Annotated in this window: 26 protein-coding genes; 16 read left to right on the top strand and 10 right to left on the bottom strand. The window is 63.7% G+C overall.

Going from position 1 to position 20871, the window contains the following annotated elements:
• Positions 1–74 precede the first annotated feature (74 nt).
• Positions 75–950, bottom strand: coding sequence for a TonB-dependent siderophore receptor (locus EGK63_RS03320; RefSeq protein WP_243637548.1), 876 nt, complete (start codon positions 948–950; stop codon positions 75–77).
• A 252-nt stretch (positions 951–1202) separates the two neighbouring features.
• Here EGK63_RS03320 and EGK63_RS03315 point away from each other — a divergent pair, with 252 nt between their 5' ends.
• The 3 genes from EGK63_RS03315 to EGK63_RS03305 are packed head-to-tail and all read left to right on the top strand — an operon-like array spanning position 1203 to position 3072.
• Positions 1203–1742, top strand: coding sequence for a hypothetical protein (locus EGK63_RS03315; RefSeq protein WP_125899905.1), 540 nt, complete (start codon positions 1203–1205; stop codon positions 1740–1742).
• Positions 1739–2143, top strand: coding sequence for a TIGR01244 family sulfur transferase (locus EGK63_RS03310; RefSeq protein WP_125899904.1), 405 nt, complete (start codon positions 1739–1741; stop codon positions 2141–2143). Before EGK63_RS03315 ends, EGK63_RS03310 begins: the two co-directional genes overlap by 4 nt.
• Before the next feature lie 8 nt (positions 2144–2151).
• A complete protein-coding gene (locus EGK63_RS03305; RefSeq protein ID WP_125899903.1) occupies positions 2152–3072 on the top strand; it encodes an MBL fold metallo-hydrolase in 921 nt (306 codons plus the stop codon).
• Positions 3073–3076: 4 nt separating this feature from the next.
• Here EGK63_RS03305 and EGK63_RS03300 read toward each other — a convergent pair whose 3' ends face one another.
• Both EGK63_RS03300 and EGK63_RS03295 read right to left on the bottom strand, forming a co-directional pair.
• Positions 3077–3727 (bottom strand): DUF1499 domain-containing protein, encoded by a 651-nt coding sequence (locus EGK63_RS03300; protein ID WP_243637547.1) that lies wholly within the window; start codon positions 3725–3727, stop codon positions 3077–3079.
• A gap of 47 nt (positions 3728–3774) precedes the next feature.
• Entirely contained in the window at positions 3775–5406 is a 1632-nt protein-coding gene (locus EGK63_RS03295) for a long-chain-fatty-acid--CoA ligase (RefSeq protein ID WP_125899901.1), read from the bottom strand.
• 170 nt (positions 5407–5576) lie between these two features.
• On the opposite strand from EGK63_RS03295, the gene udk reads away from it, so the two are divergent.
• Together udk and EGK63_RS03285 are read left to right on the top strand one after the other, a co-directional pair.
• Positions 5577–6224, top strand: a complete 648-nt coding sequence (gene udk / locus EGK63_RS03290) for a uridine kinase (RefSeq protein WP_125899900.1) — start codon at positions 5577–5579, stop codon at positions 6222–6224.
• 80 nt (positions 6225–6304) lie between these two features.
• A complete protein-coding gene (locus EGK63_RS03285) occupies positions 6305–6919 on the top strand; it encodes a TetR/AcrR family transcriptional regulator (protein ID WP_125899899.1) in 615 nt (204 codons plus the stop codon).
• 10 nt (positions 6920–6929) lie between these two features.
• Here the strand turns inward: EGK63_RS03285 and pdxH are convergent, their stop codons facing one another.
• On the bottom strand, positions 6930–7592 hold the full coding sequence (pdxH, locus tag EGK63_RS03280; RefSeq protein WP_125899898.1) for a pyridoxamine 5'-phosphate oxidase: 663 nt from the start codon (positions 7590–7592) through the stop codon (positions 6930–6932).
• 446 nt (positions 7593–8038) lie between these two features.
• Between pdxH and EGK63_RS16690 the strand changes: the two genes are divergently transcribed.
• The 4 genes from EGK63_RS16690 to EGK63_RS03260 all read left to right on the top strand — a co-directional run bounded on the left by EGK63_RS16690 (position 8039) and on the right by EGK63_RS03260 (position 10724).
• Positions 8039–8485, top strand: coding sequence for a DnaJ C-terminal domain-containing protein (locus EGK63_RS16690; protein ID WP_243637546.1), 447 nt, complete (start codon positions 8039–8041; stop codon positions 8483–8485).
• A gap of 11 nt (positions 8486–8496) precedes the next feature.
• Positions 8497–9582, top strand: coding sequence for a chorismate synthase (gene aroC, locus EGK63_RS03270; RefSeq protein ID WP_125899896.1), 1086 nt, complete (start codon positions 8497–8499; stop codon positions 9580–9582).
• Between the two features lie 86 nt (positions 9583–9668).
• Positions 9669–10364 carry a pirin family protein gene (locus EGK63_RS03265; RefSeq protein WP_125899895.1) on the top strand — a complete coding sequence of 232 codons (696 nt, stop codon included), beginning with the start codon at positions 9669–9671 and terminating at the stop codon, positions 10362–10364.
• Between the two features lie 96 nt (positions 10365–10460).
• On the top strand, positions 10461–10724 hold the full coding sequence (locus EGK63_RS03260; RefSeq protein WP_165906516.1) for a hypothetical protein: 264 nt from the start codon (positions 10461–10463) through the stop codon (positions 10722–10724).
• Between the two features lie 3 nt (positions 10725–10727).
• Here EGK63_RS03260 and queE read toward each other — a convergent pair whose 3' ends face one another.
• Positions 10728–11363, bottom strand: a complete 636-nt coding sequence (queE, locus tag EGK63_RS03255; RefSeq protein ID WP_125899894.1) for a 7-carboxy-7-deazaguanine synthase — start codon at positions 11361–11363, stop codon at positions 10728–10730.
• Complete coding sequence (gene queC, locus EGK63_RS03250) at positions 11360–12067, bottom strand: 7-cyano-7-deazaguanine synthase QueC (protein WP_371412904.1); 708 nt, start codon at positions 12065–12067, stop codon at positions 11360–11362. The genes queE and queC overlap by 4 nt, the downstream gene beginning before the upstream one ends.
• Before the next feature lie 203 nt (positions 12068–12270).
• Here queC and EGK63_RS03245 point away from each other — a divergent pair, with 203 nt between their 5' ends.
• Positions 12271–13857 carry a response regulator gene (locus EGK63_RS03245; RefSeq protein ID WP_125899892.1) on the top strand — a complete coding sequence of 529 codons (1587 nt, stop codon included), beginning with the start codon at positions 12271–12273 and terminating at the stop codon, positions 13855–13857.
• Here the strand turns inward: EGK63_RS03245 and EGK63_RS03240 are convergent.
• Complete coding sequence (locus tag EGK63_RS03240) at positions 13833–14900, bottom strand: ligase-associated DNA damage response exonuclease (protein ID WP_125899891.1); 1068 nt, start codon at positions 14898–14900, stop codon at positions 13833–13835. The genes EGK63_RS03245 and EGK63_RS03240 overlap by 25 nt on opposite strands.
• A gap of 72 nt (positions 14901–14972) precedes the next feature.
• Here EGK63_RS03240 and EGK63_RS03235 point away from each other — a divergent pair, with 72 nt between their 5' ends.
• From EGK63_RS03235 to EGK63_RS03215, 5 genes are all read left to right on the top strand, one after another.
• Positions 14973–15452 (top strand): PaaI family thioesterase, encoded by a 480-nt coding sequence (locus tag EGK63_RS03235; protein WP_125899890.1) that lies wholly within the window; start codon positions 14973–14975, stop codon positions 15450–15452.
• On the top strand, positions 15449–15853 hold the full coding sequence (locus tag EGK63_RS03230; RefSeq protein WP_125899889.1) for a PaaI family thioesterase: 405 nt from the start codon (positions 15449–15451) through the stop codon (positions 15851–15853). Before EGK63_RS03235 ends, EGK63_RS03230 begins: the two co-directional genes overlap by 4 nt.
• A 113-nt stretch (positions 15854–15966) precedes the next feature.
• Positions 15967–16302 (top strand): hypothetical protein, encoded by a 336-nt coding sequence (locus tag EGK63_RS03225; RefSeq protein ID WP_125899888.1) that lies wholly within the window; start codon positions 15967–15969, stop codon positions 16300–16302.
• An 89-nt stretch (positions 16303–16391) separates the two neighbouring features.
• Positions 16392–16826 (top strand): hypothetical protein, encoded by a 435-nt coding sequence (locus EGK63_RS03220; RefSeq protein ID WP_125899887.1) that lies wholly within the window; start codon positions 16392–16394, stop codon positions 16824–16826.
• A 215-nt stretch (positions 16827–17041) separates the two neighbouring features.
• Positions 17042–17500, top strand: coding sequence for a helix-turn-helix transcriptional regulator (locus EGK63_RS03215; protein WP_308446941.1), 459 nt, complete (start codon positions 17042–17044; stop codon positions 17498–17500).
• 64 nt (positions 17501–17564) lie between these two features.
• Here the strand turns inward: EGK63_RS03215 and EGK63_RS03210 are convergent, their stop codons facing one another.
• Together EGK63_RS03210 and EGK63_RS03205 are read right to left on the bottom strand one after the other, a co-directional pair.
• The gene (locus EGK63_RS03210; protein ID WP_125899885.1) at positions 17565–18044 is read right to left on the bottom strand and encodes an SH3 domain-containing protein; all 480 of its coding nucleotides are present in this window, start codon (positions 18042–18044) and stop codon (positions 17565–17567) included.
• 180 nt (positions 18045–18224) lie between these two features.
• On the bottom strand, positions 18225–19892 hold the full coding sequence (locus EGK63_RS03205; protein WP_125899884.1) for a lysine--tRNA ligase: 1668 nt from the start codon (positions 19890–19892) through the stop codon (positions 18225–18227).
• 93 nt (positions 19893–19985) lie between these two features.
• Here EGK63_RS03205 and EGK63_RS03200 point away from each other — a divergent pair, with 93 nt between their 5' ends.
• Positions 19986–20414 carry a GNAT family N-acetyltransferase gene (locus EGK63_RS03200; protein ID WP_125899883.1) on the top strand — a complete coding sequence of 143 codons (429 nt, stop codon included), beginning with the start codon at positions 19986–19988 and terminating at the stop codon, positions 20412–20414.
• On the opposite strand, the gene EGK63_RS03195 is transcribed toward EGK63_RS03200, so the two are convergent.
• Positions 20411–20869, bottom strand: coding sequence for a MaoC family dehydratase (locus EGK63_RS03195; RefSeq protein WP_125899882.1), 459 nt, complete (start codon positions 20867–20869; stop codon positions 20411–20413). The two genes, EGK63_RS03200 and EGK63_RS03195, sit on opposite strands and share 4 nt — an antisense overlap.
• Between the last annotated feature and the right edge of the window lie 2 nt (positions 20870–20871).

Below are 20871 nucleotides of genomic sequence, written 5' to 3'. Positions count from 1 at the left end.
TCGCTCGTTTCATTCCGTCCGTCCTTTCAAGGGCCGGACTCTAGCTCCGCGTGGAGGAAATTCTCAGGGGCACGTCACCCCGCATAGATGAGGTCAGGGTTCGTCAGGCCGCGCCCAGCGAAATAGGTCTGATACGTGGCCAGTTGCGCGGCTGTGGCCGATGGCGAGATCGAGAATGTGCCGTCACCGGTCGTAGGCGAGCCATCCGGCACGCAGCTGCCGTCGTTGAAGCAATATTGCGCCGTGCGCGAGATATCACGCGCCGTCTGCGGGATACCGTCGCGCGTGTTGTGCGACGCAGCAAAGGTCAAGTGACCTCGACCGTCTGCAAACGGGCCGCCGAGGACCAGGTTGTATTGGACTTCCTTACCGTCATTCTCTTGCGAGATGCCGTACTGAGCCGAAACCTGAGCGCCTTCAAAGTCATCCTTCAGCAGGAAGTTGACTACGCCCGAAACAGCGTCAGCGCCATACACCGCCGATGCGCCGCCGGTGATGATTTCAACACGGTCCATCAGGCCCGAAGGCAGGATGGAGATGTCGACCGCACCGCTTGAAGAGCCGGGGACCAAACGGCGGCCATTGACCAGGGTCAGACCTCGCGACGTGCCGAGCTGACGCAGGTCAAGGAACGCCGCACCGCCGGAAGACGGGTTGTTGTTCGTCTTGGTCAGGCTAGGCGACAATTGCGGCAGCGCGTTCAGGTAGGTTTCGATCGTCGCCGTGCCAATCTCTTCCAGTTGCTCGGCGCCGACCGTCACGATCGGGCTGCTGCCGGTCGTGTCGCGTACGCGAATACGCGAACCGGTGACAACGACGTCAGACACTTGGCTGGCCTGCTCTTCGCTACTCGTGCTTTGCGCCGCTGCGGGAGCGGCGAAACCAATGAGCGCAACACCCGCGATCATAGTGGACGCGAGTAGACGCTCCCGCTTCAATTGGATCTTCAAGTTGAATCCTCCTGTGTTGCGCCTGACACCCAACGGAGCTTTCGCTCCGCCTGCCGGCGCGGCCACCTCGCCTCCCCTCGAGCAGAGAATCGACGAATGACTGATCGATCCATAAACGCCGCATAGGCGTGAATTCTAGAATAATTACTTCAGTGAAATAAATCCGCCCCATCTATGTCGCAAAATAGCCACTGCAAATTGCGCAACGAACTCAACCAGCCACCTTTCTGACACGAATGAGGCTTCGAAGAAATGACAAAAAATAAGGATTTTTCCGCAAAAAATACCGGTATGGTTGCAGCAGCAATCTGCTTCTCTGTCATACCGGCACATGTTTTTGCCCAAGACCGCCAATCGACGATCAGCGAACTCTCCGCCTGCCGTTCAATCTCTGACGCGACCCAACGCCTGTCATGTCTGGATCAAGCCGCAGACAGCCTCATCCAAGCCCACAAGTCCGGCGAATTGACTCTCGTCGATCGGACACAGGTAAGAGAAGCTCGCCGTAGTCTCTTCGGTTTCAGCGGCGGCGCCCTGCCGTCATTCCTCGGCTCAAGTGAGGACCGCGAAGAGATATCATCGATCCAAACCACCCTCGTCCGGGCCTCCAGAAACGGTTACGGCCAATGGACCTTCCACTTGGACGACGGTAGCGAATGGAGGCAGGTCGACAATGAATCACCCCACATTCGCGCTCAAAGCGGTGCTGAGGTGCGAGTCCGCCGCGCGGCCTTTGGCAGCTATTTCCTAAATGTGGGCGACGCCCGCGCCATTAGAGTGAGAAGACAGTGACATCGCCCTCGCGCCTTACGACCGACGTCTGGATTTCCGCTCAGATCGCTCCTTCGGCCTTGGCCGAATTGGCGGAGACCCTCGGCCTGAAGCAAGTGATCAACAACCGCCCCGACCACGAGGAGCCGGGCCAACCCACAAGCGAAGAGATCCAGGCGGCAGCCGAAGCGACGGGCCTCGAATATGTCTGGGCCCCTGTCAGCGGCATGCCGAACGCCGATGCTGTCCACCGCGTCGCGCAGGCGCTGGAAGCAACCGGCCCCGTCCTGATGTTCTGCCGATCCGGCATGCGCTCAGCGGCGGCCTGGGCCCTTGCGCGACGGCTCCAGGGCGAAGACGCGGCATCCCTTCGCCGGCTCGCCCTGGACGCCGGGTACGATCTCAGTCGTTTACCGCTCTGAGAACCGCCATGATCCCCTACGTTCGCCAGTTCGATTTCACCTATGGTCGACGAGATCAGGTCTCGTCGCTGATCCAGCGCGTGATTGCGGACAACCCGGGACCATTCACCTTCACTGGCACAGGAACCTACATCGTCGGGCGGGAACGACCGGGCGCGGCAGTGGCCGTCATTGATCCCGGCCCCCTCGATGACGCCCATCTGCACAGTCTGATGCGGGCCGTCGCAGGGCGGCGAGTCAGCCATGTTCTGGTCACGCACACGCACCGTGACCACGCCCCCCTCGCTCGCCCGTTCGCCGAAGCGGTCGGGCATCCGCCGATTCTGGCCATGCAGCCGCCCCTGCGGACGGTTCACGCCTCAGACGGCGGCCTGGATGAGGACGAGGACGCAGACTTCCATCCTGATATCGTTCTGAAGGGCGGCGAGCGGATCGAGGGCGACGGCTGGACGCTGGAGGCCATGGCGACACCCGGTCACGCCTCGAACCACATGGCTTTTGTCCTGCGGAACGAAAACGCCCTGTTCAGCGGCGACCACATCATGGGCTGGTCGACGACTGTCGTGGCCCCGCCCGATGGCGACATGACGGCCTATATGCAGAGCCTCGACGCAGTGCTGGCGCGCGGATTCTCGACAATATGGCCTACGCACGGCCCAGCGATCACCCAGGTTGCGCCGTTCCTGAAAGCCTACCGCGCGCACCGTCTGGAACGCGAAGCCCAGATCATGGCCCGCCTGGAAGCAGGAGATCGACTGATCTCCGCCATGGTTCCGGTCCTCTACGCCGCCGTCGATCAGCGCCTGTGGCCCGCCGCCAGTCTTTCGGTGCTGGCGCACCTGATCAAACTTCTGAAGGAAGGCCGGGTTCAAGCTTCGCCTGGGCCGGACCTGGGCTCGACCTGGCGGCTGGCCGATCCGGCTTTCTGACGGTTCAAGGCGTCAACTCCGCAACCACGGCCTTGGCGAGGCGGCAGGCCTCATCGCCGACCTGAAGGTTGTCACGGCCCGCGACGCGCACATCAGTGCGGCCAGGACGAATTCGAACAGTGACGTCATGCGTCAGACCGAACCATGCGCCTTCCTTGCGTCCATCCACCCGGAACGGCGCCGTGCCAAGAACCGTGAAACCGGCCTTCTCCAATGCCCAGGCGGCCGTCTCGGACGCGACCTGGGTCGGCGCGGAGACCAGGCCCTCACAAGCCTGGGGCCGACTTTCAGACACCCCGGCCAAGCGACGCTCCGCCGCCAGGACGCGCGCGAAGACAGGCGGGTCGGACAAATCGGTCGCCACATCGCGGGGCGCGTCGGTAAAGCGGCGCTCCTGTACAAGGTACCCGCCGAGCGTCACCGCGGCGAACAACAGAGCCACGCCGGCGATTCCCAGCAGTCGCCGCTCTCGAAACGCCAGCAGGCACGCGATCAAGGCTCCAGCCAAACCCAGATAGGCCAGAACGCGACCGGCTTTCAGCGCCAGCACGCCCATGCCGAAATCGGCGCTCCACAGCCCCAGCACCGTTCCCAAAACCGCGACCAACAGCAAACTCGGCGCCAGAAGCGCCGTCAAAAGCAGCAGCTTGGCCAAACCCTGCCCTTTGGGGCGCGTATTCGACATGGCGTCCTCCGTCGCGATCAGCCGGTGGCGGGTAGCTGGTACCCCTTCATCCGCTCGCGCAGCGTCTTCTTATCGATCTTGCCCGTGGCGCCCAGAGGAATGTCATCGACGAAGACGACGTCGTCCGGCATCCACCACTTGGCGATCTTGCCCTGCAGGAAGTCGAGGTGTTCCTGCTTGTCCTCGGCCTCCCCCTCCTTGAGCTTGACCAGCAGCACCGGCCGCTCGTCCCACTTGGGGTGTGCTGCGCCGATGACGGCGGCCAGGGCGACCTTGGGGTGGCCGACGGCGATGTTCTCGATATCGATAGAGCTGATCCACTCCCCGCCCGACTTGATGACGTCCTTGGCGCGGTCAGTGATCTGCATGAAGCCGTGAGAATCGACGCTGGCGATATCGCCCGTGTCGAAGAAGCCTTCGTGATCCAGGATATCGCCGCCCTCGCCCTTGAAATAGGCGCCGGCGATGGTCGGTCCCTTGACCATGACCCGGCCGAAGGTCTTGCCGTCGTGCGGCATTTCCTGGCCGCCATAGTTCTTGATCTTCAGCTCGACGCCCAGCGGCGGCGTGCCCTGCTTCATGCGCCAAGCCATCTGCTCGTCATACGGCAGCGCCTTCAGCTCAGGCGTCAGATTGGCGATGGTGCCGATGGGCGACGTCTCGGTCATGCCCCAAGCATGAACCACTTCGACGCCGAACCTGTCCTGGAAACCTCGGATCAGGGCTTCAGGACAGGCTGAGCCGCCGATCAGCACCTTCTTGAGCGTTGAGAAACTGAGGTTGTTCTCCACCATGTGACCGAACAGGCCCTGCCACACGGTCGGTACGGCGGCCGAGAAGGTGACGCCCTCGGTCTCGATCAGTTCATAGATGGAAGCGCCGTCCATCTTAGCGCCCGGCATGACCAGCTTGGAGCCCGCCGCTGGGCCGACGAAGGCGATGCCCCAGGCGTTGGCGTGGAACATCGGCACCACGGGCAGAATGACTTCGCTGGGCGTACCCCCGACGACCGTCGCCTGCATCCCCAGCAGCGTATGGATGAAGTTGGAGCGGTGCGAATACAGCACGCCCTTCGGATTGCCCGTCGTGCCCGAGGTGTAGCAGAGGCCGCAAGCCGTCTGCTCGTCAAAGCCGCCCCAGGTCACGTCGCTCGAAGACTGCTCCAGCACCGTCTCATAGGCTTCGGCCTTCGGCAGCTTGGCCTGAGGCATGTGAGCGGCGTCGGTCATGACAATGACGCGCTCAACCGACGGGCAATGCGGCAGAATGGCTTCCAGCAGCGGCACGAAGGTCAGATCGGTGAAGATGATCCGGTCTTCGGCGTGATTGATGATGTAGGCCAGTTGTTCCGGGAACAGGCGCGGGTTCAGGGTGTGGCACACGGCCCCTATCCCCATAATGCCGTACCAGGTCTCGATATGGTTGGCGGTGTTCCAGGCCAACGTCGCGACCCGGTCGCCCGGCTTGATCCCCCAGGCCAACAGGGCGTTCGACACGCGACGCGCCCGCTCATGGATGGCGGCGTAGGTGGTGCGGACGATCGGCCCTTCGACCGAACGCGTGACGACCTCGCGCTGCCCATGCCAGTTCTTCGCGTGATCGAGGATCTTGTCGACCGTCAGCGGCCAGTCCTGCATCATACCCAGCATTCGGCGTTTCCCTCGTCTGTGCGCCTGATTGGAAGCAGCGCTTGCACCCACGCTAAGACAGGAGAACCGTCACAGGCAACGTGACGCAGGGGAAGGCTGGCCGCGACAGATTGCCATTTCAAACGGCTGTCGGGCTTGCGTCATGCGACGTCTGGGTGAATGAGCGCGCCATGACCATTCTGATCGCGATCACCGGCGGCTCCGGTTCGGGCAAGAGCACCCTGGCGGAAGCCCTTGTTTCTTCTCTTCCTGAGGGCGTCGCCACCCTGCTGCGCGAGGACGCCTATTATCTGGACGCAGCTTCGGTCCCGGGCTTCGACGCGGCGACCCACGACTTTGACGACGTGGCGGCGCGTGATCACGATCTGCTGATCGCAGACCTGAGCGCCCTGAAGAGCGGCCGCGCGATCACAGCGCCCGTCTATTCCTTCATTCATCACGGACGTGAACCTCAGGGCGAGCCAGTAACCGCGACCGATGTCGTAATCGTCGAAGGAACGCACCTGCTGTGCACGTCGGCCTTGACCGCCCTGTTCGACATCAAGGTCTTCGTCGATACGCCTGCAGACATCCGCTTCATCCGCCGCCTTCTACGCGACCAGATCGAGCGTGGCCGAACGGCCGAATCGGTTATCCAGCAGTATCTGGGAACCGTGCGGCCAGGACATGAACGTTTGACCGAACCCTCCCGGGTTCATGCCGACTTCATAGTGGCCGACGCAACCGCCGCAGTGCGTCTCGAAGACCCTCAAGCCGTCGTTCGTCTGGCTGCGCCTGTCCTTGCGCACCCGCTGCTAGAACCTTGGCTCAGCAGGTGATTTTCATTCGCAGCGAACAACGATCCCATTGCAATTAAGGCGTTTTAAAGGCACTGTCCGGCGAAAGGCTGGTGAACGCCATGACCGCTCTGATTGCTCACATAGACGACCCCCGACGCACGGCCCTGGTGCGTCAGGCGCGGCTTCATTTTGTGTCCGAAGGCTATGTCGGCACACGGATGGAGCCCATTGCGCGCGAAGCCGGCGTATCAACGGCCACGCTCTACGCCATGTTTGAGAATAAGGCCGCTCTCTTCGCGGCGGTAATCGATGAAGCTGCGACCGATTTCTCCACGCGGATGTCGGCCGTCAAGAACTATGCAGGGGCTCCTCGAGAACGTCTTCAAGGCTTCCTCACGACCTATGCCGAGTTCATGAGCGACGCCTTCGTTCAGGCTATATTCCGCCTGGTCATGGCCGAGCGATCGCGCTTCGAAGACATCGCCATCGGCTTCTTCGACAAGGCCAAGCGCGACTTCGGCGCACTATTGATCAAAGCGCTCAATGACATGCAGACCGATGGCGAACTGAAGTTTGAAAAGGCGTCCTGGGCCGCAGGACAGCTAATGGGGATGGTCGAACATCCCATCTTCTTCGTGCCCATGGTGACAGGCGGCCAGGTCATCGCCCAGCGCACGCCGGCGGACATCGCCGCCGACGCGGTCGAGACCTTCCTGGCGCGCTATCAAGCCTGACCGTCAGACCTCACGGCCAGAGACGCTTCGTAACCCAGGCGGCATGATCGCGGTCAAAACGCAAACGGTCATGCAGACGGAACGGCCGATCGCGCCAGAACTCGATTTGTTCGGGACGAACCCGCCATCCGGTCCAACGATCGGGGCGCGGTACGTCCTGGCCCTCAAATCGCGCCGTCTGCTCTGCGACCCGCGCCTCCAGCGCCTCGCGATCGCTCAACGGTCGCGACTGATCCGACGCCCAGGCGCCGATGCGGCTCTCACGCGCGCGACTGGCGAAATAAACGTTCGCCTCATCCAGGCTTACAGGCTCGACCGCACCGCGGATACGGACCTGACGGCGCAGGCTTTTCCAATGAAAAAGCAGAGCGGCCGAAGGATGCGCCCAAAGCTGTTCGCCCTTCGCGCTTTCCTGATTGGAAAAGAAGGTAAAGCCCCGATCATCGACATCCTTGAGCAGAACCATCCGCACGTCAGGCAGGCCCGCCGGATCGACCGTGGCCAGCGCCATGGCGTTGGCGTCGTTCACTTCACTGCGCTTGGCCTCTTCCAACCATTCGATAAAAAGACCGATCGGCTCGTCGCGGTTGAAGATCGTATCATCCGCATTGGCCGCCAATTGGAAGGCGTAGTCATCGGCGGACGGACTGGGCGGGATCACCGGCTGGTTCATGAAAGGGCTTCCTAGCGCCACGTAAGGCGACGGTCATCCGCCGCTGACATGACTTCTATGTCAATAGGACAAAGCGCCGCTAGTGCGCGTCGTTCCATATCAGAGCTTCGCGAAGACGGTTAACCTCGCCTTGACCATAGCTGTCACAAGTTGGGCGCATGGATGCGGAGCTGTGTCTTTCCACGCATGAAGCGCGACGTCTGCTGGGACTGGACGGACCGGCGACCGGGGCGGCTCTGACCGCCGCGTTTCGCGCTGCGGTGAAGTCCGTCCACCCCGATCATCCAGGCGGCGATGCCGATCATTTCAGGCGCACGATCGCAGCTTACCGCCTTCTTCAGGCCCACACCCCTTCCCTGCCCGCGCCGATTCGTACTGCGAGCAATGTCGAAGCTTCGTGTTCGCCTTCGCCAACGAGCGCCCCGCCTCTGATCGTGTTGACGCCCATGCAGGCCTTGAGCGGCGGCACTGTCGCCGTCACGGCGTTTGGCCGACGCCTGCTGGTTCACGTTCCGCCTGGCGTCCGGACGGCGGACCGCATCCGCCTGAAAGGCGCGCGCGACCTGATCTCGGTCCTTATCCGGCCAGCAGACGGACTTTCTGTGCTGGGTGCAGACGTGTTCATGGACTGGCCCATCGCCTCACGCCTGATGCGCGACGGCGGGCGAATCGAGATCGACACCCATGCCGGATCGCAGGCCGCCTGGCTGGTGCCGGACATGGTAGAGCCGGTCCGACTGCGCCTTCCGGGCCTGGGCCTGCCCGCGCGAGGCAAGCGCGCCGCCGGCGACCTGTTCGTCAAGCTGACGCCGTCCGACGACCTGCCCTCGGCGGCGGAAGACATGCTGCTTCGCTTCACTCGAGTCTGGACGCCGGAGCGGATGGCGGCTTAAGCCTCGCCATCATGTCGCACAACACCTTCGGCCACCTGTTCCGCATCACCACCTGGGGCGAAAGCCATGGCCCGGCCATCGGCTGTGTCGTCGACGGCTGCCCCCCGCTGATCCCGCTGACCGAAGCCGACATCCAGCCCTGGCTGGATCTGAGGAAACCCGGCGGCAGCCGCTTCGTCACCCAGCGGCAGGAGGCGGATCAGGTCCGCATCCTGTCCGGCGTCTTCGACGACGGAAACGGCCCGGTCACGACCGGCACGCCGATCAGTCTGATGATCGAGAACACCGACCAGCGTTCCAAGGATTACGGCGAGATCGCCCGCGCCTTCCGCCCTGGCCACGCCGATTACGCCTATCAGGCCAAGTACGGCATCCGCGACCATCGCGGCGGCGGCCGCTCCTCGGCCCGTGAAACGGCCAGCCGCGTCGCCGCAGGAGCCGTGGCGCGCAAAGTCCTGGGCGAGACCATTCGCATCCGCGCCGGCGTGGTCCAGCTGGGGCCGCACCGCATCGCCGACGAAGCGATCGACTTCGACGCCGTCTATGACAACGCCCTGTTCGCCGCCTCGGCCGACGTAGTTCCCGCCTGGGAGGCCTATCTGGACGGCGTGCGCAAGGCCTGCTCCTCCATCGGCGCCGTCGTGGCGCTGGAGGTCACGGGCGTCCCCGCCGGTTGGGGCGCGCCTCTCTACGCCAAGCTGGACGCCGAGTTGGCGGCGGGCCTGATGTCCATCAACGCCGTCAAGGGCGTCGAGATCGGCGCGGGCTTCGGCGCCGCCGAACTGTCGGGCGAGGACAACGCCGACGAGATGCGCCTGGGCGACGACGGCCTGCCGATCTTCCTGTCGAACAAGGCGGGGGGCGTCCTGGGCGGCATCTCCACCGGCCAGCCGTTGACGGCCCGCGTGGCGTTCAAACCCACGTCGTCCATCCTGACCCTGCGCCAGACCATCAACCGCGACGGCGCCGAAGTCGATCTGCGCACCAAGGGCCGCCATGACCCCTGCGTCGCCCTGCGCGGCGTGCCGGTCGTCGAAGCCATGGCGGCCATCGTCCTGGCCGACGCCAAGCTGCGGCACCGGGCGCAGATGGGCTGACGCTCAATAAGAAACAAAGACAGTTGCAAATAAGATTTGGCGATCCTATCTAGGTCTCAAGCATTCCTCGGATGGGAGACCGAACCATGATCGACGTCAGACCTTTCAACACCCTCGGCGGCGCCAACCACGGCTGGCTGAACGCCAAACACCACTTCTCGTTCGCCAACTACTATGATCCCAGGCGCATGGGCTGGGGCCGTCTGCGCGTCTGGAACGACGACGAGATCGGCGCCCGCTCGGGCTTTCCGCCTCACCCGCACGCCGACATGGAAATCATCACCTATGTCCGCACTGGCGCCATCACCCACGAGGACTCGATGGGCAACAAGGGCCGCACCGGCGCGGGCGACGTTCAGGTGATGAGCGCAGGGACCGGCGTGCGTCACTCCGAGTTCAACCTCGAGGACGAAACGACCACCCTGTTCCAGATCTGGATCGAGACGGACAAACCGGGCGCCCAGCCGTCCTGGGGCCAGCGGGAGTTCCCCAAGAACGACCGCTCAGGCCGTTTCACCGTCGTCGCCTCGGGCGATCCGGCGGACGAGGCCCTGTCGATCAACGCCGACGCCAAGATCCTGGCTGCGACGCTGAAAGCGGGCGAGAGCCTGACCTATGACCTGGCCGCCGGTCGCCGCGCCTATCTGGTGCCCGCCGTGGGCCGGGTGGACGTCAACGGAACCACGCTGAACGCCCGCGACGGCGCCGGCATCATCGACGAGCTGACCATCACCATCACGGCCGCCGAAGACGCCGAACTGGTCATGGTCGACAGCCTGTAAGACTACCTTGATCGAAAGATCACAGGGGGCGCTTCAAAGAGCGTCCCCTTTCTTTTGCGCACTGACAGAAGGCCAGCGGCGCGGCAGAGTGCCGTCATGATCCAGCGCCTCACCGCCCTCGCCCTCTGCCTGTCCGCCGCCCTGATGCTTCAGGGCTGCGTCGCGGGCGCCGTCGTCGGCGCCGGAGCCGCCGTGGTCGGCGGCGCGGCCAAGGTGACGGGCGCCGCCGTCGGCGCGGGCTTCGACGCCGTCACCACCTCGGACGAGGAAACCAAGACCAAGCGCGAGCGCGAGCAGCGCGAATACGAACGTGAACAACGCCGCTGCAAAGAAAGACAGCGTCAGGGCAAAACCTGCTGATCCCTAGCGCACCCCGATGTATTTATGCGTCTGAACGCTGAGCCGCCATTGCGGGTGGGTCAGACAGTATTCGATGGCGGCGGCGGTGTTGGCGACCTGATCAGGGCCATCCATCGGCTGAAGCCAGAACCGCTCGAAATCGAGATGTTCAAAGCGGTCGGGCATGGCCAGCGGCTGAGGAAAGACCAGCTTCAGCTCCTGCCCTGAGGTCTGAACCACGGGGGCGTCGGCCTTGGGGCTGATGCAGATCCAGTCGATGCCGTCCGGCGCCGTCAGGGTGCCGTTGGATTCGATGGCGATCTCGAATCCGCGTGCGTGCAGGGCGTCGATCAGCGGCGCATCCAGTTGCATCAGCGGCTCGCCGCCCGTGCAGACCACCAGTTTCGGATCGCCTTCGCGGCCGCGCCACATCCCGGCGACATGGTCGGCCATCAGGTCCGCGGTCTTGAACTTGCCGCCGCCGTCGCCGTTCACCCCGACGAAATCCGTATCGCAGAAGGTGCAGATCGCCGTTGCACGGTCCCGCTCCAGCCCGCTCCACAGATTGCATCCGGCAAAGCGCAGAAAGACCGCGGGGCGCCCCGCCTGTCCACCCTCGCCCTGCACCGTCAGGAAGACTTCCTTGGCCGAATAGGTCATGCGGCCGCCCATTGCGCATAACCGGCCGCGCGCAGTTCACAGGCCGGACAAGCCCCGCAGCCATAACCCCAGACATGGCGATGCGTCCGGTCGCCCAGATAGCAGGTGTGGCTGAACTCGATGATGGCCTCGACCAGGGCGCGACCGCCGATCTGATCCGCCAATTCCCAGGTCTGAGCCTTGGTCAGGAACATCAGGGGCGTCTCGACCGGAACAGACTTGTCCAGGCCCAACGACAGGGCGCGCGCCGTCGCCTGGATCGTCTCGTTGCGGCAGTCGGGATAACCGGAATAGTCGGTCTCGCACATGCCGCCGATCAGGACTTCCGCCCCTCTGCGATCCGCCAGGGCCGCCGCCGCCACCAGGAAGATCAGATTGCGACCCGGCACGAAGGTATTGGGCAGGCCGCGCGCGTCCGCCTCGATGGCGCGTTCGGTCGTCATCGCCGTCTCGCCGATGGCGCCGAAGCCCGTCAGATCGACCACATGATCGTCCCCCAGACGCTCGGCCCAATGCGGCAAGGCCTTAACCAGTTCCTCGCGAACGGACTGGCGCGCCTGCATCTCGACCGCATGACGCTGGCCGTAGTCGAAACCGACGGTCTCCACCCGATCGAAACGCTCCAGCGCCCAGGCCAGGCAGGTGGCGCTGTCCTGCCCGCCTGAGAAGAGGACCAGGGCGGAAGTTAATGCGTTGGGGGGGATTTCGTTCATGACAAACCTGCGGTCGGCCGTCAGCCGCGCGCATCCAAGGACGTTCCAGGATCGGAAGATGGGTAATCACACAGCATAGGCCAGACCGGCCCGCCCGGCAAAAGAAAGCCATGTCGCAGAATCTGCGGTCGCGCTTAACCGTTCAGCAAATATTTTCAAAGAATGTAAAATGGTCTCAGTAGGAGTCCGGCCGAATGCCGACGATCGAAGTGCTGACCGAGCGGGCGGAGCCCGTATCTCCTTCTGCAAAAACAGGAGAGATATTCGCGCGTTTCGAGCGCGAGCCGGACACCCTGGTGATCGCCGTTGTGGACGGCGAGCGTCCCGTCGGCCTGATCGAACGCAGCGACTTCCTGATGAAGTTAGCGGGGCCGCTGGGCCCCAGTCTGTATGGCGCTCGCGAAATCGCCCACCTGATGGACTCCGAGCCTGCGGTAGTGGAATCCGGCGTCCGCATCGACGCCTTCGCCGACATCATCCTGAAAAGCGGACCGGGCACCTTGATGCGCGGCTTCATCGTCACTCGCAACGGCGCCTATCGCGGCGTCGGCACGGCGGTGGCCCTGCTGCGCGCCGTCAACAAGCTGCAAAAGCATGAAAACCAGCATTTGGCCGAGCAGGCGCGCGCCGCAGCCGACGCCGACAGCGCAATGCAGACCGCCGCACGTGAAAAAAGCCGCTTCATGGGCCTGCTCAATCGCGAACTCAGCACCTCCATGAACGGAGTTCTCGCCGTCGCCGAGTTGCTGCACCGGCAGCCATTGAACGAAGCGGCCAAGGCTCACGCTCGCACCATCATGGAATCGGCGGAAGACCTGCTCGACAACCTGCGTGACGCACTGGACCTGGCGCGCGCAGAGGCTGGCGAATTGCAGTTGTCGCCCGCCCCTACCCCCCTTCGCACCTTGATGGACGAGTTGCAGACCCACTGGTCCCCCCGCGCCGCCCAGGACAGCGTGACCCTGATGGTCGGCTATGAAGGCGACACCGAACTGGCGGCCATGATCGACGCCGACCGGTTGAAGCAGGTGTTCAACAATCTGATCAGCGCCGCACTGGGCAACACCCGTCACGGCATGGTGGAAGCCAGCCTCAAGGCTCTCGCTCACGGCGATCGCGTGTTGATAGAAGCCCGCGTCCGTGACGACGGGTCAGCTGAGACGCGGCGACTGGATGAGAACACCGAGGAATCCTGCGATCTCGGCCTGATGGTCAGTGGACGCCTGATCCAGTGCATGGACGGCCGGCTGCGGGCTGAAAACAACATCGGTCGCGGCGCCACCTTCGCTTTTGATCTGGAAGCTCCCATCGCCCTGATGGAGCAGGAGACCCCCTCAAACGTAGCGAATCTGGATCACCTGCACCTGCAGGCCCAGCCGCACGTCCTGATCGCCGACGACAACGCCACCAACCGCGTGGTGGCTCAGGCCCTTTGCGAAATGTTCGGCTGCACCTCCGAAACCGTTGAGGACGGTCAAGAGGCCGTGGAGGCCGTTCAGTCCCGCCGCTTCGACCTAATCCTCATGGATATCAAGATGCCTCGCCTGGACGGCGTCGGGGCCACGCGCGCCATCCGCGCCCTCCCCGGCGCAGCGGGCCGTCTGCCCATCATCGCCCTTACCGCAAACGCGGACCCTGACGACGCCAAAGCCTATCTGGCGGCGGGCATGGCCGCCGTGGTCGAAAAGCCGATCAAGCCCGAGCGACTGCGTCTGGCCATGAATACAGCCCTGGAACCTGCCGAACCTGCAGTCGCTCACAAGGACCGCGGCGCAGCCTGACCTTGGTCAGGCAAGGCTTCTGAAATCGCCCCTTCGCCTCCGCCCTCCTCGTCATATCCCACAAGACGTAAGGCGCGCGCTTTGACGCCCGCCAGTTCACACCAGCGCAGCAGCCCCTCTTCCCGACCATGGGTGATCCACACTTCTTCCGGCGCGATCTCGTTGAAGGTGCGGGTCAACTCCGGCCAGTCCGCGTGATCGGAAATCACCAGCGGCAGTTCCACGCCGCGCTGAAGCGCTCGCGCCCGAACGCCCATCCAACCTGAAGCGAAAGCCATGATCGGCTCAGCAAAGCGGCGCGCCCAACGGTCCTGCACTGCCGATGGCGGAGCAATGACCACCTCACCGCCAAGAGCTCCAGGTTTCAGACCCGTGGCTGGCCTCAGCGCCCCCAAACCGACACCCGACGCCTTATAGAGCTCGTTCAACCGCTCCAGCGCGCCATGAACGTAGATCGGCCGCTCCCACCCCCTCTCGCGCAACAGGCAAATAATGCGCTGCGCCTTACCCAAGGCATAGGCGCCGATCAGATGCGCCCTGTCCGGAAACTGCGCCAGTGAACGCATCAGCCTGTCGATCTCATCGGCGTCGGGGGGATGAACGAAAACCGGAAGGCCGAACGTCGCCTCCGAAATAAAGACATGGCAAGGCGTCAGTTCAAACGGGACGCAGGTCGGATCGCGACGCCGCTTGTAGTCGCCAGACACAGTCATGATCAGACCGTTGCGGCTGACAACGACCTGCGCAGAACCCAGAACATGCCCGGCCGGAACCAGCCGCACATCAACGCCGCCGACGGATGTCGTCTCTCCATAGTCGACAGCCTGCATCCGCCCGGAGAAATCCATGCCGTATCGCACGGCCATTATCGCCAGGGTCTCAGTCGTCGCCAGAACTGCACCGTGCCCGGCGCGCGCATGGTCGGAATGGCCGTGGGTGATCACCGCCCGATCCACCGGACGCACCGGGTCGATGTAGAAATCACCCGGAGAACAATAGAGGCCTGCGGGCGTGGGTCGTAAAAGATCCTGAGGGCGCATCATCAGATCAAGGTTGGCTGGACAAGACTGCGCCGGACAGGCGACCAAGGGCGACGCTCATAAAAGGACGCCTTGATGACGGATTCGTTCCTCACCACCCTATTGCCGCAACTGGCCTCCGGCGCCGCCCACACCCACGCCCTGGGCTTCGCCTATGAAGGCCTTGAGGGCGACCGCGTTCGGATGCGCGTTCCCTATCACGCCGACCTGGTCGGCGATCCCGAGACTGGCGTCCTGGCCGGCGGCTTGGTGACGACCCTGCTCGATCATGCGGGCGGGCTGGCCGTCTGGGTGGCGCTGGACGCTTTTCGCCCGATCGCGACACTGGACCTGCGCGTAGATTACATGAGAGCCGCACAACCTGGGCGCGACCTGTTGGCTGAAGCCCGCTGCTATCGCCTGACCCGCAATCTGGCCTTCGTGCGCGCCTGGGCGTTCGAAGACGACCCAAGCGACCCTGTCGCCGCCGCCCAATCCGCCTACATGGTCAGCGCAGAAGGCGACAGCCGCACCGGCGCCAACCTGAAACCTCGTCGCGCGAAGGACGCCGCATGACCGCCTTCCTGCTCGACAGCCTGCCCTATGCGCGCTTCCTCGGTCTGCAGACGCAGGTGAACGGCGATGAAGTCACCGTGACCATGCCGTTCGACGACAAACTCATCGGCAACCCTCTCCTGCCCGCCCTGCATGGCGGCTCTACAGCCGCGCTGTTGGAGATGACCGCCATGGCCCAGGTCTCACTGACCTATCCGCGGCTGCGGCTGCCCCGCCCGATAAACGTCACCGTGGCCTACCTTCGTTCTGGCAAGCCCATCCACGTCTTCGCTCGCGCCCGCATCAACCGCGCCGGGCGCAGGGTCGCTCATGTCATCGCCGAGGCCTGGCAGGAAAACTACGCCCAGCCAATCGCCAGCCTGACCGCCCACTTCCTACTGGACGAAGAGATCACAACCTGAAGTGAGCTTTCACACGCGAAACGCGTAAAGTAACCAATGGTAAAGAAATTCCTACCAAACAGCCTTAACGCGTGTTAACTATTGCTCCTCGCAGATTTGATGAGGGGTATGCTATGGACCGCACTGAAGTGATCGCCGCCGTCGCCGGTGATTTGCACGCTACCGAGAAAGCGATCGACGACGCGATCGTGCAGGCCACCTCCCTGGTGCAGTCGATGATCGGCGCCCGTTCGGCCCTGTCCGTTTCCGCCGTGGCCGCATCGGCCTCTCAGACCAAGGCCATGGAATCCATCGCCGCTCTGAGCGCCGCTCGCGAAGCTATCGTCGCCTGCCACAATGAAATGGCCAAGGACCACCGCCGTCTCGGCTACGGCACTTACGCCGCTGGTCCGCTGGCCAAGCCGGACGAATGGGACAGCCGCCCCATGGGTCACCTGCGGGTTGCGTGAATTTAATCTAACTCACACCTAGAGTTAGGTGCGCCTTCGGCGCTTTGGTGACATGATACCCCCTTCGCTGGACAGCGGAGGGGGTTTCTATGTTCGGCTTCGTATCCGAGTACGTCGGCATATCCATTATGCTCTTGGCTGGGCTGTTCGCGCTCACCAAGGGCGGCAGGCCCGAGCGGATCGGCGCCGGCACCATGCTTGTCGCCTGGTTCCTGTCGATTCTCGCTCAGATGATGGTCGGCTACGAAGCCATGCAGTGGCCGGTGTTCATCATCGACATTATCGTTCTGGGCGTTTTCGTCGCCCTAGTCTGGAAATCCCCGCGATCGTGGCCGGTATGGGCCAGCGCCTTGCAACTACTCGCGGTAGCCAGCCACGTGATGGTTTTCCTGAAGATGCAGCCTACCATCTCGGCCTTCTATACGGTCGTCAACATGACCGGATACGGCATCATGCTCGCCATCACGATTGGCGCAGTCCTCGCTTGGCAAGAGCGTCGAGCCGTGGGCGAAGAGGCTGAATAGGCGAATATTCCTATCCACATCCCGGCATGGTATCATTCCCCATGCCTCTGTCTCATGCGCAGATATGGAACGCCATCGACGTCCTGGCTCGTCGCGAAGGCCTGTCCGCTTCCGGATTGGCGCGGCGCGCTGGCCTGGACGCCACAAGTTTCAATCCGTCAAAGCGGTTTAGCGGTGATTCGACGCGCCCGCGCTGGCCGTCCACCGAGAGTCTGATGCGAGTGCTTCAGGCCACAGGTCTCAGCCTGGGTGAATTCGCCGGCATGGCTGATGATCCAGGCCCCGCCGCCCTGCCGATCCCTATGCTCGGGCTGGCGCGAGCGGGGAATGAAGGTTTTTTCGACGACGCAGGCCTGCCGCTGGCTGATGGCTGGGAACAAACCGAGCTTCCGACACGCAAGGACAGCCTATTCAGCTTGCGGATCGAAGGCGATTCCATGACCCCTCTCTATCGCCCCGGCGACCGCGTGATCGTCGATCTGGACGCTACCGAAGTCCGACGTGGCGACCGTGTGGCCTTGCGTACCCGGACAGGGGAAACTCTGGCCAAGGAAATCGCGACCATGAACGTTCGTGAAGTGGTCCTAGCCTCCATGAACCCCGACTACCCGCCGCGCCACCTCGCACGCGACCAGATTCTATGGATGGCCCGCATCCTCTGGGTCAGTCAGTGACACGAAAAAGGCCGCCCCTTTTCGGGACGGCCTTCGCTATGATCGGTGCGGGGGAGAAAGCCGATCAGTTCGGCGCGACGTAGTGCGCGTTCACCCAACCGCCGCCCGCGATCTGGACCCACTCGCCTTGCGAGCCGACGGCGGTGAAAGGCTGGCCTGCCGACAAGCTGCCGGTCTGGCGGTAGTTGGCGCCCGGGCCCGTGCGGATACGCAGGTTCGAGGTAGCGCGGTACGAGTTGGCGGCCGCCTGATTGGCCGAACGCGCGCGCTGCTGATTACAGCCGATGTATGAGCCAGCCGCAGCGCCGGCGCCGGCGCCGACCACCGCCCCCAGGGCGCGTTCATTCTTGGACACCTGGCTACCGGCCAGACCGCCCAGCACGGCGCCGATGGCGGCGCCGGCCTGCTGGCGACCGCCCGGGGCGTCGCAATTGGTGATGCCGTTAGCCTGGGGCATTGCGGCGGCGCTCATCGGCACGGCGGCGGAACCCAGAGCGGCGAACATGGCGGTGGCGGCCAGACCCGCCTTGAAGAACTTCGACATGCGTCTCTCCTGTCATCGAGTTGTCGATGGAGCGACAATGCACTGGCGAAGCTGAAGGCTCCCCCCGTCGCGCCGTTATGTTCTGTTCATGTTGAGTTGGCCTCCCGCGCTTCGCGCTGCTTGAGGTCTGGATAGAAAAAAGAGCCGCCGCAGTATCTACGGCGGCCCCGATGCTCAGTGCTAGGCCAGTTCGCCGTTCGCCCCGGCCTCGATCAGGGCGATTGTCTGCGGTAGGCCGTAGATGGCCGCAAACGATCCGAAGCGCGGCCCCTGCGAGGCGCCCAGCAGCACCTCATACAGCGCCTGGAACCAGGCTCGCAGCGGCTCGAACTCGTGCGCCTTACCTACGGCATAGACCTCGCCCTGGATGATCTCGCCGTCGGTCGTGTCGGTCGGCAGGGCCTTCAGACGTTCCGCCAGGTCCAGTAGCGCCGCCTTTTCCTTGTCGTCGGGCAGACGATAGGTCTTCGAGGGCTTCACGAAGTCCTCGTAGTAGTTCAGCGCATAGCCCATCAGCCGATCCAGAACCGGCTCATTCTCGGGCGTGGCGTCGGGCAGGTATTTGGCGAAATAGGCCCACAGCTGATCCTTGCTGGAGGCGTTGGCCACGCCCACCAGGTTCAGCAGCAGGGCGAAGGACACCGGCGAGGCGCTCATCGGCGGCTGGCCCGAGTGGATGTGCCAGACGGCGTTGTCGATCTGCTTGGCCGGTTCCTGCGTCTTGTACTGCTCGATGAAGGACAGATAGTCGTCCGTCGCGCGCGGAATGACGTTGAAGTGCAGGCTCTTGGCCGACTTCGGCGACTGGAACATGTACCAGGACAGGGATTCCGGCGTGCCGTAGCGCAGCCACTCGTCCATCGTCAGGCCGTTGCCCTTGGACTTGGAGATCTTCTTGCCCTCGATATCGAGGAACAACTCGTAGTTGAAGCCTTCCGGCGGCGTGCCGCCCAGGGCGCGACAGATCTTGCCGCTCTCGCGCACGCTCTCGATCAAGTCCTTGCCCGACATCTCGTAATCGACGTCCAGCGCGGTCCAGCGCATGGCCCAGTCGGGCTTCCACTGAAGCTTCACATGGCCGCCAGTGACGGGCGCCTCAGTGCGGCCGCCCGCAGGATCGTCAAAGACAATGGTCCCACGCTCGACATTGCGCTCCAGCGTCGGCACCTGCAGCACATGGCCGGTGATCGGGCTGATCGGCAGGAATGGCGAATAGGTGGCGCGACGCTCCTCGCCCAGGGTCGGCAACATGATGCCCATGACCTTGTCGAAGCGTTCCAGCAGGGTCAGCAGGGTCGCGTCGAACCGGCCCGACCGATAGGTCTCGGTCGAGGACACGAACTCGTAGTCGAAGCCGAAGCTGTCGAGGAAGGCGCGCAGGCGGGCGTTGTTGTGCGCGCCAAAGCTGTCATGCGTGCCGAACGGATCGCGCACCTTGGTCAGCGGCAGGTGCAGATCTTCGCGCAGCATGTCGGGGTTCGGCACGCCCTCGGGCACCTTGCGCAGGCCGTCCATATCGTCGCTGAAGGCGATCAGGCGCGTGGCCCAGTGATCGCCGGTCAGGGCGCGAAACGCGTTGCGCACCATGGTCGTGCGCGCCACCTCGCCGAAGGTGCCCATGTGCGGCAGACCCGACGGACCGTAGCCCGTCTCCAGGATCACAGGCCGATTCAGCGCCTCGAAGGTCGCCAGAGCTTCGTCCGTCTTGCCCGCGTCGATCAGCAGTTTCGCGGCGTCGCGCTCCGCATCCGACAGCCGTTTCTTGAGCACGTGGGCCAGCAGGTTGCGCGCTTGCTCAAACGGCCACGAACGGGCCTCACGGGACAGGGTTTCAAGGTTCTGAAGCATGCATCGGGCTTTGAAGGCTCCGCAGCATCACGTCAACTTTTGATCCCTTGAATCTCCCTGTCGCCCCGGCCTTACATCGGCTAGCAAGACGCAATGAGTCCTGATTACCGCATTGTCGCTCGCACGCCCGCCATCGACGATTATCGTCGCCTCAGGACCATTTCGGGCCTCACCCCGCGCAGCGCCGAAGCGGCAGCCGCCGGCCTGCCCAACACCGTCTTCGCCGTGGTGATCGAAAACCAGGCGGATGAGACCGTCGGCATGGGGCGGGTCATCGGCGACAACGGGCTGTTTTTCCAGATCGTCGACATCGCCGTGGATCCTGCCCACCAGGGGCGCGGCTTGGGGAAGGCGATCATGAAGGCTCTGGTGGATCACTTGCGCGCCACCGTGCCCGCCGAGGCCTACATCAGTCTGATCGCAGACGGCGAGGCGCATCGCCTCTATGCACAGTACGGTTTCCAACCCACAGCGCCGAACTCCATCGGCATGGCGTTGTTCTTGCGCTCAAACGAGGCCTAGAGCCGCGCCTCGGCGTTCCGGGGCAGTTGCATCTGGTTCTCGAAGCTCATCGCCAGATCACCGTCCTGATTGGTGACGGTCGTCTTGGTGCGCACGACGCCGCGATCGGGCTGGCTCTTGGACGGGCGGATTTCGATGATTTCACGGCGCACGGTCAGGGTGTCGCCGGGACGCACAGGCCGCACCCACCACAGGGCGTCGACGTTCATGCCCAGCAGCGGCGTCTGGCCGAAATAGGCTTCGTCCACGAACTGGCGCATGACGCGTGAACAGACATGCCATCCGCTGGCGATCAGGCCCCCAAAACGTCCTGCCTCGGCCGCCGCCTTGTCCACGTGCATGGGCTGGGGGTCGAACTCCGTCGCGAAGGCGATGATCTCAGCCTCGGTGATCGTGAAGGGCTCGCTGCCCCAGCTTTCGCCGACGGTCAGGTCGTCCAGATAGCGGTCGGTCATGC

Origin of the sequence: Brevundimonas sp. 357 (genome assembly GCF_003938605.1) — a bacterium.
GTDB lineage: Bacteria > Pseudomonadota > Alphaproteobacteria > Caulobacterales > Caulobacteraceae > Brevundimonas.
The sequence above is the reverse complement of the archived record's forward strand: the minus strand, read 5'-3'. Positions and strand labels throughout refer to the sequence as shown.

Bases quoted from the DNA above. Each gene is read 5' to 3' on its own strand.
- EGK63_RS03315 (WP_125899905.1), top strand. From the start codon at position 1,203: ATGACAAAAAATAAGGATTTTTCCGCAAAAAATACCGGTATGGTTGCA.
- EGK63_RS03305 (WP_125899903.1), top strand. From the start codon at position 2,152: ATGATCCCCTACGTTCGCCAGTTCGATTTCACCTATGGTCGACGAGAT.
- EGK63_RS03295 (WP_125899901.1), bottom strand. From the start codon at position 5,406: ATGCTGGGTATGATGCAGGACTGGCCGCTGACGGTCGACAAGATCCTC.
- udk (WP_125899900.1), top strand. From the start codon at position 5,577: ATGACCATTCTGATCGCGATCACCGGCGGCTCCGGTTCGGGCAAGAGC.
- EGK63_RS03285 (WP_125899899.1), top strand. From the start codon at position 6,305: ATGACCGCTCTGATTGCTCACATAGACGACCCCCGACGCACGGCCCTG.
- pdxH (WP_125899898.1), bottom strand. From the start codon at position 7,592: ATGAACCAGCCGGTGATCCCGCCCAGTCCGTCCGCCGATGACTACGCC.
- EGK63_RS16690 (WP_243637546.1), top strand. From the start codon at position 8,039: ATGCAGGCCTTGAGCGGCGGCACTGTCGCCGTCACGGCGTTTGGCCGA.
- aroC (WP_125899896.1), top strand. From the start codon at position 8,497: ATGTCGCACAACACCTTCGGCCACCTGTTCCGCATCACCACCTGGGGC.
- EGK63_RS03265 (WP_125899895.1), top strand. From the start codon at position 9,669: ATGATCGACGTCAGACCTTTCAACACCCTCGGCGGCGCCAACCACGGC.
- EGK63_RS03260 (WP_165906516.1), top strand. From the start codon at position 10,461: ATGATCCAGCGCCTCACCGCCCTCGCCCTCTGCCTGTCCGCCGCCCTG.
- queE (WP_125899894.1), bottom strand. From the start codon at position 11,363: ATGACCTATTCGGCCAAGGAAGTCTTCCTGACGGTGCAGGGCGAGGGT.
- EGK63_RS03245 (WP_125899892.1), top strand. From the start codon at position 12,271: ATGCCGACGATCGAAGTGCTGACCGAGCGGGCGGAGCCCGTATCTCCT.
- EGK63_RS03240 (WP_125899891.1), bottom strand. From the start codon at position 14,900: ATGATGCGCCCTCAGGATCTTTTACGACCCACGCCCGCAGGCCTCTAT.
- EGK63_RS03235 (WP_125899890.1), top strand. From the start codon at position 14,973: ATGACGGATTCGTTCCTCACCACCCTATTGCCGCAACTGGCCTCCGGC.
- EGK63_RS03230 (WP_125899889.1), top strand. From the start codon at position 15,449: ATGACCGCCTTCCTGCTCGACAGCCTGCCCTATGCGCGCTTCCTCGGT.
- EGK63_RS03225 (WP_125899888.1), top strand. From the start codon at position 15,967: ATGGACCGCACTGAAGTGATCGCCGCCGTCGCCGGTGATTTGCACGCT.
- EGK63_RS03220 (WP_125899887.1), top strand. From the start codon at position 16,392: ATGTTCGGCTTCGTATCCGAGTACGTCGGCATATCCATTATGCTCTTG.
- EGK63_RS03215 (WP_308446941.1), top strand. From the start codon at position 17,042: ATGCGAGTGCTTCAGGCCACAGGTCTCAGCCTGGGTGAATTCGCCGGC.
- EGK63_RS03210 (WP_125899885.1), bottom strand. From the start codon at position 18,044: ATGTCGAAGTTCTTCAAGGCGGGTCTGGCCGCCACCGCCATGTTCGCC.
- EGK63_RS03205 (WP_125899884.1), bottom strand. From the start codon at position 19,892: ATGCTTCAGAACCTTGAAACCCTGTCCCGTGAGGCCCGTTCGTGGCCG.
- EGK63_RS03200 (WP_125899883.1), top strand. From the start codon at position 19,986: ATGAGTCCTGATTACCGCATTGTCGCTCGCACGCCCGCCATCGACGAT.
- EGK63_RS03195 (WP_125899882.1), bottom strand. From the start codon at position 20,869: ATGACCGACCGCTATCTGGACGACCTGACCGTCGGCGAAAGCTGGGGC.